Below are 10,287 nucleotides of genomic sequence, written 5' to 3'. Positions count from 1 at the left end.
CACCGGCCGCATTCTCTTCAAACGGAGAGAATCACGACCGGCAAGCCGGGCATAGCCTTTTTCCGCGGCCTGCTAGGAGTATTGATGGGTGTCGCCGGCACGAAGGCCGGACGCCAGCCTTCCCGGACGACGCTCCCGACTGTTATCCGAGGGTCTCGGGGGCTTCTCACTGAAATCGCCTGTCGAAACTCCGGCCCCCTGGCAACGCTCGGCGCGGTCGTTGTTCGGCAACGGGAGGCCGGGGTTCGCCGCAGTCAAACCGGAGGGGCCATTTGTCCTTGCGTCTCGGCAACATGGAAGTGGGTGCCCGCATGACGGCGCCCGGAAGCAGACCCATTTGAGCCAAGCCTGAATATGACCATACGGCGAAACTCTGGAGAGACCAAGGATGGACACTGAACCCGGCATGAAGCGGGCGCCGAGTTCCTATTGCGGCCTGTTTTCCCGCGCATGGAAGGAACTGGGCTACCCGTATGAACGCCGACCGGTTCTGATAGGCATCGACGGTCGCCCAGGGGCGGGCAAGTCATCGCTCGCATCCTGGCTGGCGTGGCAACTTGGAGCCCCGGCCATTCATCTGGACCTCTTCCTTGTACCCGACCGCGTTCCGCCGGAATGGCGTCTCGACGACCTTTCGAGGGCCGTACAGGGACGCCTGCGCGGCTTTGCGCTGGAGGAGCGGCGGGGAAGAACTCTCGTCGTCGAGGGCATCCTTCTCCTGAATGTCCTTGAGGCCATCGGGTTGGAACCCGACCTGCTCGTTCACGTCGTCAAGGAAGGCCATGACACGGACGGGGCGGCGCTGGGTCCAGCCCTTGCTGACTACCGTCACCGCAGGGCGCCTTCGGAGAAGGCCGACGTTACCGTGGCATGGTCGGAACCGCCTGTTTGAAGTGCAGGTTGGAGCGGCTGGCGCCGTCACCGGCTCCGGCGAACGAACCCACCAGTGCGGTGCCGATCACATCATGCAGGCATCGCCGAGGGCTCCCTGGCGCAATTATTGTCTTTAGACTGGTCACAGGTGCCGTCCGCGGCGGGGGCAACCAACACCTCTGTGTCCTTGGGGAGGCGCCGCATGTGTCAGTCGCTGGGACGAGGTGAGGGAATGGCGGACCCGTTGGGGCAGGCAGACGCCTGCGGCCGACGTCCGGGACATTGACGCCGCCGTCGATGCGATGCGCGCGGCGCTCGCCCAGGCCGGGCGCGAGACCTTGTGGCTGGACGAGGACGAACTCGTGTTCCGGCTCATGGTGTCGTTCGACGAACCCGAGTTCTCCTGGGACAAGCGGTGCGGGGACGAGAACTTCTCGCCCCGTGAACGCGCGGGTTCAAGCTGGCGGTCCTAGGCCTGCCAATCCGGCAGATCGGTGAGCCCTGAAATCCCGGCGTTCGTAGCAACCGTGCGCATCGCGTCCCGTTCCTCGCGTGAGGCATCTTCCCAGGAACCGAGCGGGTGGTCGAGGCCGTTCGGGACTTCTTCCGGGCGGCCTGATCGGGGGATGGGCGGCGGTGGCCGGGCCGCGATGCGCGGGCGGCCATGGCGGGCAGGCCGGCGACGCTCCCCCTCTCCGTCACGCCACCGCCAATGTCACCGTCATGCGCAGGCCGCCGGTGGGCCGGTTCTCGGCGTGGACCTTGCCGCCGAAGGCTTCGATGTTCCGGCGCACGATCCACAGGCCGATGCCGAAATGGGTCGCCTCGGCCTGGTTCTGGGCGGCCGCGTCCTCCGGCATGCCCCGCCCCGGCTCGCGCTGGGAGAAGTAGCGTTCGAAGATGCGCGCCAGGTTCGCCGGATCGACGCCCGGCCCCTCGTCCTCCACCACCAGCTCCGCCCAGGCGCCGTTGCGGGTCAGCCGCACGCTGACGGTGCCGTCCGGCGGGGAGAAGCTGACGGCGTTCTCCACCAGATTTTCGATGACGGTTTCCAGGATGTCCTCGCTGGCCCGCACGACCACCCCGGATTCGATGCGCGAGCGCATGTGGAGCTGCCGTTCGGCAAGCAGGCTGGTGTAGCCGCCGGCCATCCGCTCCACCAGATCGGACAGGTCCACCCGGCGGCGCGGCGGAACCAGCAGGTCGGCGGCGGCCTCGTCCATGCGGCGCCCGAAGGAGACCAGACCGTCCAGCTTGTCCACCGACTTCTCGATCATCGTCAGGGCGCGCTGGCTGCGGTTGTCCCCGGCGGAAAGGGAGCGGCGCAGCGGCTCCACCGACTGGCGGATGACCGCGATGGGGGTCTTGTAGGCGTGGGCGTTGTCCTCCGCGGCGCGGCGCAGCGACCGCGCGCTTTCGCGCAGGGTGTCCACCAGCCGGTCGAAATCCTCGGCCACGCCGGACAGCTCCGGCACGGTGTTGCGGTTGGTGAAGGACCCCTGCCCGCCTTCGCCGATGCCGCCCGACACGATGTCGCGGGCCAGATCGCCGAAGCGGTGCAGATTGCGCCAGACGCCGAGCAGCACGGCCATCACCAGGGCCGCCATGACGACGTAGATCATCGCCGCGGCCTGAACGACCGGCGTGCTCCAATAGGGCCGCCCCAGGGAGGAGTCCAGATAGCCTCCCGCGGTGTGGCTGGTCACCAGCGCCCAGCAGCCGAAGGCGGTGTTGATCGGCGTGACGGAGGTCAGAATCTCGTAGCCGCCGGAGGAGCGCGGCAGGCGCAGGGCCAGCGGCTCGTTGCCGGCGCAGGAGGCGCCCAGCCGGTCCAGCACCCCCTGCTCCAGGAGTTGGTGCCGTTCGGCGTCCAAATCGTCGGTGGGCACCGACGGGGAGGCGGCGACATAGTAGAAGCCGTCGCTTCCCATCAGGTTGTTGCCCGCCAGGGCGCGCGGCCGGACCAGAAGCTTCAGCCGGGTGTTCCCGTCCGCGAAGCGGCGCAGGATGGGGCCGAGCTGCGGCAGGGCTGCGCGGTTGGCGCGGGACAGGTCCGGCTCCAGCGCGCGGGCGATCAGCTCACCCTGCCGCTGCGCGCTTTGCAACAGCAGGGTCTGCGTCGTGGTGTCGGCCCGCTGGAACTGATCGTAGATCAGAACCGGGACCGCCAGGAACACGATGGCCAGCAGCGCCAGCCGGCTGGCCAGCGAGCGCCACAGCCACCGCAACCGGCCGCCGGGAAAACCCGCCATGGAGTAGCCCCCCTTGGAGAGTTCCGCCCCGCCCCGCGCGCCGTCCGGCACGCGGGCCTCAATCGGCAGCAGCGCCATCGGCCATCACATCCGCGTCGTCGTCGCGCGTGCGGCCCGTGCCGCCGGTCCCGTTGCCCCAGCGATAGCCGAAGCCCGGATAGTTCTCGATGCAATCGAACTCGGCGTCCACCACGCGGAATTTCTGGCGGATGCGCTTGATGAAGGCGCGGACGTTGGCGCGGTAGCCCGACGGGCCGTAGCCGGCCAGGAAGCCCTTGCCGTGCACGAGGTCGTAGATCTCGCGGTAGGATACATCCTCTTCCGGGCGGGTCGCCATCAGCTTGACGATGTTGAACTCGGTCAGCGTCAGGTCGATGCGCTTGCCGTTCCACAGGGCGCGGCTGTTGTCGAGGCGCAGGTCCAGGTTGCCCAGGGCGTAGACGGATTCCTTCGGCCCTTCGGCCTCCTCCGGCGTGCCCTTGGAGCCGTCCACGATGAGGCGCATGCGCTTCAGCAGGATCGACAGGCTGCGCGACTTCTCCACGAAGTCCAGAGCGCCGCCGGCGAGCGCGGCCTCTTCATAAATCTGGTCGGACAGGACGGTGAGGAAGATCACCGGCAGGTCGATGCCGCGGGAGCGCATCTGGCGGAGGACGTCGATGCCGTCCATCTTCGGCATGCGCCAGTCCAGCAGGACGATATCCACCGAACCGCCCTCGGCGAAGAAATCGAGCGCGGGTTCCCCACGGTCGAAGGTGACGACCTCGTACCCCTCGTCGGCGAGGTTGAGGCTGAGGGATTCGCGGAACAGGTCGTCGTCGTCGACCAGCGCCACGCGGGCGACGGCGGCCTCAGTCATTGCGGACATCCCAGCCTTGGGCAAGGAGTTGAGCGAAGCATCGTTTATCGACATCTGGGACATTTTCGCTGCTCTTCATGTCGTAGGAGAGGGCACGGAAGTCCTGGGAGGACGTCATGTCCATGAAGAAGAAGACTTTGAGCGAGCAATCGCCCTTAGCGTAATGCCACACCTTTGCAGGTGGCGCCTCTTCCGTTGCGGCAGGGGTGCCCAGGAGACGCCGGGTCTGGATCTGATCCAGGCCGACGAGCGTTTCGGGGGACAGGGTGGCGGGCGGGCTGGCGCCGCCGAAGGGTACGGGGGGCAGCCCCGCCACCTCTGTTCCAGCCATGGCGATGGCCTCCGCGGCAGGACCGGTCCCCGGACCGCTCACCGCCTGGGTGGCCGCCTGTTCCTTCCCCGCGGTCTTGACGCGCGGCGGAACAGGCTTCGTCTTCGGCACCGGAACGGCCATGGCGGTCGGTCCGGCGGTCTGCGTTTCGGGAGGAACCGTGGTGCCGGGGCACCCGGCCAGCAGAAGAACCGCCAGCACAAGGCCCGCCTTCCGCCGCCGGCACCCCGCTCCGGCGTTGGTTCCAGCCACTTCGCATATGGTACCCGTCATCGTCATCGTCGGGCCTTTCAAGCATCGTGGTTGAATTCGCGGGCGGTGTTGCTGGCCCCACGCCTGCACTTGCCGCCTCCGTGAGATCAAGGTCAGTCCAGTCTGGTTAATGTGGCGTTAAACCCCTGTTTGATACCCCCTTTTTGCGCACATTTGCGGCCAATTTTTGTTCCTACTCCTATCGATAGGGTGGATTTCGAACTAATTTGCTTATTTGCAGGCTAGGATGGAGAAGGCAAATCCCCTCAAATACCCACACTTCCCTTTGGCCTATCCTATGACGCGAATTGCGCGAAGGCCGCGCGCACGGGACGCGAGGCGCAGGAGCCCCGTGGATGGCGAAACGGCGGATGGAAAGGGAAAGGGAGGACAAAAAGACGCCCAAAAACAATCGGCGGCGGAGCCACCCGGGTATGGCTCCACCGCCGGTCAGCCGGACGGGCAACAGTATCAGTAAGATGAGAGCGCCATGGAGGCGTCTCAGGCGATGTTGCCGCTTGAACTCCAGCCTTCTATCCGGCCAGCATCACCGCTGGTCGGCCATGTGCGTTCAATGCTTGTCGAGCATCAACCTTCACACCGATTATCCTGCGCCTGTCCGGGAGCGTCGTCAAGACCGCATCGACTGCAAAATGGGCGGGCTTACCCTGATGGGGATACTTCCGACGGCGGCACGCCCGCTTGTGCGGAGGAGGTGTGCAGAGGCGGTTCTGCGGAGGCGGTTCTGCGGAGAAGGTTCTGCGGAGAAGGTGCCCCGCGCCTTCGAGACGCGACGCCGCGTCTATGCGAACAGGTTGACCGAACCGGACAGTGACGGCATCCCCATGTCCGCCCCCGCCTGCGCCCCAACCTGTGCCCCGATCTGTGCCCCGATCTGTGCCGACGCGCTGTCCGCCGGCGCCGTGTCCGTCGCGTTGCCGGCGGAAGCGTCCACCCCCTCCAGATCGGCGAAACCGCTGTCGGTGTCGTCGGTGCCGGAGGTGGCTTCGACGAAGTCCTTCAGGGTCACGCTGGACCCGAAGGCCGCCTGACGCAGTTCGTTGACGTTGTCCTGCGCCTCCTCCACGACCTTGTCGTAGGCCTTGAAGGAGTCCCGCCGCGCCTTGCGCCGCTCCTCGGCCTGATCCAGTTCGTTGGCGGCCTTCGCTTCGGCGATGACCGACTTCACCGTCGCCAGGACCGTTTCCACGCGGCGCCCGAACTCGTCGGCCTCGCGGTAGCGCGACATCTTCAGTTCGTTGTCCGCCATCATCCGCTGAATGAAATTGCGGATCCTGTCGCCGTTGGGCGCGGAGGTCGCGGCGTTCAGGCTGGGCGCCGCCTCTTCCATCAGTTGGTCGAGGCCGGTGCCCTCCCCGTCCGTGGCCTTCTCTTCGGCCTTCTCCTCGTCTTCCTCGTCGTCCGTCTTCCCGGTTGCCGTCTTCCCGGTTGCCGTCTTCCCGGTTGCCGTCGTGCCGTCCGCGGACTCCTGGCCGCCCGCCCCCACGCCCTTGGCGGCGGCCTGCCCGGCCAGACCGGCGGCCTCCGCCGCCGCGGCTTCGGCGGAAACCGCCTCCCCGTCCTCCGCCGCCTCTTCGCCTTCGGCCATGTCCGAAGCCATGGTCTCGGCGGCGGCACTCTGCGCGGTCGTTCCATCCGTCGGAAGTGGCGGCGGAGGAGGAGCGGCGGAGGCGTCCGGCGGCGCCCCGCCGGTCGATTGGCCATCCGTCGATGCGTCGTCGCCGCGGATGGTCATCGTCACATCGACGGCGATTTCCGTCTGCACGATGGTGACGGAGGTGCGGGTGATCGTCCGTTCGATGGTGATGCCGCCGGCGGACGGCGCCCCGGCCCCGCCGGGCAGCCCCATTTCCGCGGCGGCGGCCACGCCGGCGCCATACTCCTTCGCCGCCCGCCCGGCCTGCTTGGCGAGGATCGCGGCCTCGCGCGCCAGTTGCACCAGCTTTTCCCGGTCGCCATGGTTGTGGCGCATCATCATCTTCAGCTCGGCGATCTTGCGCTCGACCTCTTCCAGCCGCTGCGCCGCGACGGCCTTCGGCCCGCCGACGCGCTTGGCTTCCTCCAGGGCGCTGACCGCGGCGGTGTGGTTCTTCTGCTGCTCCGGCGACAGGACGAAGGGCTGCTGCGCCCGGTCCGCCTTGTCGGTGAGGCGCTGGCTGGCGTCCTTGTAATCCATGGCGTCCATCGCCCGCTCCCAGTCCTTCTTGGCCTGCTGGAGCTGGAACATGCTGGACTGGCCGCCGGACAGGACGGAAAAGATGCCGCTCACGACCGCCTCCTCCGGTTCATCGGAACCATCGTGAATTCGCGGAGAAGTTTAGCACACTTTCATCCTTCGTCCAATTCCGACAGAAGGTCCGGAATCGGTCCCGGCAACCCCGCGTTGCTCCGCCGGAACGCAATGCACACACCGGAACTCCGATGCCCACGAGGGTGTTTGATTCCCGACATCGGACGCCGCAGAGCGCGGCGAATTGCCGCAGGCCGCGGACCCGGACACACCCGCGACCGACCCCGAGGAGGAAAACAGATGGCAGACCGCGATACGTTGGGCACCGGCGAACCGAACCGCAAGACGCCGGACCCGATGGCGAGTTCCGGACTCGGCACGGATCATTCGCAGAACAGGGAGCCTTCGGGCGACATCCGACGCATGGCCGGCGAGGCCGCCGACGCGGGCCGCGACAGCATCGGCGCCGCCCAGGGCCGCATCCGCTCGCTGCTGGAAACGCAGACGGGCCGGGCCGCCGACCAATTGGGCAGCGTCGCCAACGCGCTGCACAAGGCCGCGGAGCAACTGAACGAGGAAAACAACGGCACCGCCGCCCGCTACGCCGGGCAGGCCGCCGACCGGGTGGAGCAGGTGGCCGACATGCTCCGCAACTCCACGGTGGACGACATGGTCGGTCAGGTCGAGCGTTTCGCGCGGCGCCAGCCGGAGGTGTTCGTCGGCGCCGCCTTCGCCGTGGGCTTCCTGTTCGCCCGCTTCGTCAAAAGCTCCGGAGAGCGGCGATTTCGCGGCGCGTCCTCGTCGCATCTGACCGGCGGCTATGGCCGGCACGACCGCGGCCATCGCGAGCATGAACAGCGTGACCGCGATTACCGCGACTTCGGCCTCCAGGGCGCCGGACGCACCGGGCAGGACGCCCTCGGCGGAGACCGCGATCCGGGCCGGGATTTGGGCCGGGACCTGGCGGGCCGCAGCCGGGGCATGGCCGGCGGGATCGCCGGTTCGGCGGCCATGGGGAGCGGCACCGCGCCACGCCCGCGGTCCGGCCTGTCGTCCGGCATGACCTCCTCCGGGATGACGTCGTCCGGCACGACCTCGGCAGCCGGCGGGATCGCCCGGAACGAAGGGAGTGCACGCCCGCTGAGCGCCGCCTCGGCACCGGCCACCGCCCCGCGCACCCGTGACGCCGCCGAACTGGTGGCCGGCACCACGACGCCGGGCACCACGTCCGTCAACACGCCGGGCAGCACGCCGGGCGCCACCTCCGAGAACAAGCCGGCTTCCGGCACGCCTGCCCAGGGGATGAAACCATGAGCGCTGCGGAGGACCGTTCCTACGATCCGCGGCAGGACCGACCCATCGCCGGCCTGTTCGCCGATCTGGCGCGGGAGACCACCAACCTCGCCCGCACCGAGATCGAGCTGGCCAAGGCCGAACTGACCGAGAAGGCCGGACAGGCCGCGGGCGGTGCCGCCTATGTCGTCGCGGGCGGGCTGATCGCCTTCGCCGGCGTCCTCGTCCTTCTGGCCGCGGCGGTGCTGGCGCTGTCGAAGGTGGTCGAACCCTGGCTGGCCGCGGTCATCGTCGGGGCCGTGGTGCTCGTCATCGGCGGGATTCTGGCGATGGTGGGCAAGAAGCGCCTCAGTCCCGAAAATCTCCAGCCGCAGCGCACCATGGAGACGTTGCGGGACGACAAGCGCTGGGCCCGCTCCCAGCTCGCCCGATGAGCGGCGGCCCCATGGACAGCGGTGCAAAGGGGGGCGGCACGCCCCGCGACTACGACGCGATGCAACGGGAGATCCGCGAACGCCAGGCCCGGATCGGCGACACGATCCAGGTCCTGAAGCGCAAAGCCGCGCGGCTCGCTCCCCGTCACCTGATGGAGCAAACCATGAACCGGACGCACACCACCACCGGCGGCTACGGCGACCGCGCCGAGGACCGCTATTACGAGCCGATCCGCAACCAGACCCGCCAGCGGTCCCATTCGGTCGGCGACACCATGCGCAGCAACCCGATCCCGCTCGCCATGATCGGCATCGGGGTGGGCTGGCTGGCCCTGACCGCCTCCGGCTACGACCGGCGCATCGCGCGCAGCGGCGCCATGCACAACGTCCGCGACCGCGCCGGAAGCGCCGCGCAGTACGCCCGCGACACCTTCTACAGCGCCGGCAGCAGCGTGCGCGACGCCGCCAGCCACGCCTACGACCGCGCCAGCGACGCCGCGAGCCACATGTACGAACGGGCGAGCGACGCCGTGGACGAAGCCGGCGACCGCGTGCGCGGCATGGCCGGGCAGGCCCGCGACCGGGCGCAGGGCATGCACCGCGACATGAGCGGTTATGGCGGCGATCATGGCCACATGCGGGCGTCGGACCGCCTGCACAGCGCCACCGGACGCTTCTGGGAGATGGTGGACGACCACCCGATGGTGGCCGGCGTGATGGGCGTCGCCCTGGGCGCCGCGCTGGGCGCCAGCATCCCGTCCACCCGCTATGAGGACCGCTGGGTCGGGGATTACGCCGACGAGGCGACCAACCGCGCCAAGGAAGTGGCTCTCGACGCCATGGACCGCGGCACCCGCGCCGCCCGCGCCGCGGTCGAGGCCGCCAAGGAGGAGGTCGGCGAGGCGGTGAGCGCCGCCGGCGACGCCGCCAGGGAGGAGGCGCGCAAGCCAAGCTGATCCGGATTCGGCTCCCTTCGGGTTCCACGCTCACTGCACCGGCCCCGCGGCGTCGTCGCGGGGCCGGCTTTCTTTGTTTCCCGACCGCGGCGCAGGGTTTCCTCCGGGCCGGACGGCCCGCGACAGTTCGCCACAGCGTGCGCGGAGCGCAGCCCTGCCATCCTTATACCCGAGTGTTTTTCCCGGTTATGCGGCGCCGGTTCCGCTTGACAAAGGTCGTATGTTGGCCACTTAATCAGGACCAATTTAGTCCTGTATCGGGGTGGTCATGATCCGGCTGAGCAAGCTGACCGACTACGCCATCGTCGTGATGAGCGAAATGGCGCGCCATGTGGGCACGGTGCACACCGTCTCCCATCTGGCGGAGCGCACGGGCGTACCCTCCCCCACGGTCGCCAAGCTCATGAAGACGCTGACCCCGGCGGGCCTCACGACCTCGCACCGCGGCGCCGCGGGAGGTTATGCGCTCAGCCGCACCGCCGATGCAATCTCAATCGCCGAGATCATCACCGCGCTCGACGGCCCGATCGCGCTCACCGCCTGCGTGGAGGGCGCCGACAGCCAGTGCGGGGTGCAGCGCCTGTGCCCGATGCGCGGCGGCTGGGAGAAGGTCAACAGCGCCATACGCGGCGCGCTCGAACAGGTGACGCTGGCCGACATGATGGGGCCGCCCGTTTGGGCCGAGGCTCCGCCCGGTCCGCTCGACAAGATTGGAGCCGGCCCCGGCCCGGCACGGCGCGCCGCCGTCTGACGTTTCGGCGCCTTTATCGGACAACGCTTTCAGGG

10 protein-coding genes are annotated in these 10,287 nt (G+C 68.5%); 6 read left to right on the top strand and 4 right to left on the bottom strand.

The genetic code is table 11. From position 1 onward, the window contains the following. Window positions 1–388 precede the first annotated feature (388 nt). Window positions 389–892, top strand: a complete 504-nt coding sequence (locus tag QSG27_RS14955; RefSeq protein ID WP_306707431.1) for a P-loop NTPase family protein — start codon at window positions 389–391, stop codon at window positions 890–892. A gap of 205 nt (window positions 893–1,097) precedes the next feature. Beyond that, window positions 1,098–1,346 (top strand): hypothetical protein, encoded by a 249-nt coding sequence (locus tag QSG27_RS14950; RefSeq protein ID WP_306707429.1) that lies wholly within the window; start codon window positions 1,098–1,100, stop codon window positions 1,344–1,346. Window positions 1,347–1,571: 225 nt separating this feature from the next. On the opposite strand, the gene QSG27_RS14945 is transcribed toward QSG27_RS14950, so the two are convergent. The 4 genes from QSG27_RS14945 to QSG27_RS14930 all read right to left on the bottom strand — a co-directional run bounded on the left by QSG27_RS14945 (window position 1,572) and on the right by QSG27_RS14930 (window position 6,857). Then, window positions 1,572–3,203 (bottom strand): sensor histidine kinase, encoded by a 1,632-nt coding sequence (locus QSG27_RS14945; RefSeq protein WP_306707427.1) that lies wholly within the window; start codon window positions 3,201–3,203, stop codon window positions 1,572–1,574. Continuing rightward, window positions 3,184–3,984 (bottom strand): response regulator transcription factor, encoded by an 801-nt coding sequence (locus QSG27_RS14940; RefSeq protein WP_306707425.1) that lies wholly within the window; start codon window positions 3,982–3,984, stop codon window positions 3,184–3,186. Before QSG27_RS14940 ends, QSG27_RS14945 begins: the two co-directional genes overlap by 20 nt. After that, window positions 3,977–4,516 (bottom strand): hypothetical protein, encoded by a 540-nt coding sequence (locus QSG27_RS14935; RefSeq protein WP_306707423.1) that lies wholly within the window; start codon window positions 4,514–4,516, stop codon window positions 3,977–3,979. Before QSG27_RS14935 ends, QSG27_RS14940 begins: the two co-directional genes overlap by 8 nt. Window positions 4,517–5,369: 853 nt before the next feature. Further along, window positions 5,370–6,857, bottom strand: coding sequence for a hypothetical protein (locus QSG27_RS14930; RefSeq protein ID WP_306707421.1), 1,488 nt, complete (start codon window positions 6,855–6,857; stop codon window positions 5,370–5,372). A gap of 261 nt (window positions 6,858–7,118) precedes the next feature. Here QSG27_RS14930 and QSG27_RS14925 point away from each other — a divergent pair, with 261 nt between their 5' ends. The 4 genes from QSG27_RS14925 (at window position 7,119) to QSG27_RS14910 (ending at window position 10,252) form a co-directional block, all read left to right on the top strand. Continuing rightward, complete coding sequence (locus QSG27_RS14925) at window positions 7,119–8,132, top strand: hypothetical protein (protein WP_306707419.1); 1,014 nt, start codon at window positions 7,119–7,121, stop codon at window positions 8,130–8,132. Then, window positions 8,129–8,545, top strand: coding sequence for a phage holin family protein (locus QSG27_RS14920; RefSeq protein WP_306707417.1), 417 nt, complete (start codon window positions 8,129–8,131; stop codon window positions 8,543–8,545). The genes QSG27_RS14925 and QSG27_RS14920 overlap by 4 nt, the downstream gene beginning before the upstream one ends. A gap of 11 nt (window positions 8,546–8,556) precedes the next feature. Next, a complete protein-coding gene (locus QSG27_RS14915) occupies window positions 8,557–9,501 on the top strand; it encodes a hypothetical protein (protein ID WP_306707415.1) in 945 nt (314 codons plus the stop codon). A gap of 268 nt (window positions 9,502–9,769) precedes the next feature. Further along, window positions 9,770–10,252 (top strand): SUF system Fe-S cluster assembly regulator, encoded by a 483-nt coding sequence (locus QSG27_RS14910; RefSeq protein ID WP_306707413.1) that lies wholly within the window; start codon window positions 9,770–9,772, stop codon window positions 10,250–10,252. Window positions 10,253–10,287 lie beyond the last annotated feature (35 nt).

This window comes from Azospirillum isscasi (genome assembly GCF_030849505.1).
GTDB classification, from domain to species: Bacteria; Pseudomonadota; Alphaproteobacteria; order Azospirillales; family Azospirillaceae; genus Azospirillum; species Azospirillum isscasi.
The sequence above is the reverse complement of the archived record's forward strand: the minus strand, read 5'-3'. Positions and strand labels throughout refer to the sequence as shown.

What these genes read in the sequence shown, in the direction of transcription:
- QSG27_RS14920 (WP_306707417.1), top strand. Translation starts at nt 8,129, where the DNA reads ATGAGCGCTGCGGAGGACCGTTCCTACGATCCGCGGCAGGACCGACCC.
- QSG27_RS14915 (WP_306707415.1), top strand. Translation starts at nt 8,557, where the DNA reads ATGGACAGCGGTGCAAAGGGGGGCGGCACGCCCCGCGACTACGACGCG.
- QSG27_RS14955 (WP_306707431.1), top strand. Translation starts at nt 389, where the DNA reads ATGGACACTGAACCCGGCATGAAGCGGGCGCCGAGTTCCTATTGCGGC.
- QSG27_RS14925 (WP_306707419.1), top strand. Translation starts at nt 7,119, where the DNA reads ATGGCAGACCGCGATACGTTGGGCACCGGCGAACCGAACCGCAAGACG.
- QSG27_RS14945 (WP_306707427.1), bottom strand. Translation starts at nt 3,203, where the DNA reads ATGGCGCTGCTGCCGATTGAGGCCCGCGTGCCGGACGGCGCGCGGGGC.
- QSG27_RS14940 (WP_306707425.1), bottom strand. Translation starts at nt 3,984, where the DNA reads ATGACTGAGGCCGCCGTCGCCCGCGTGGCGCTGGTCGACGACGACGAC.
- QSG27_RS14910 (WP_306707413.1), top strand. Translation starts at nt 9,770, where the DNA reads ATGATCCGGCTGAGCAAGCTGACCGACTACGCCATCGTCGTGATGAGC.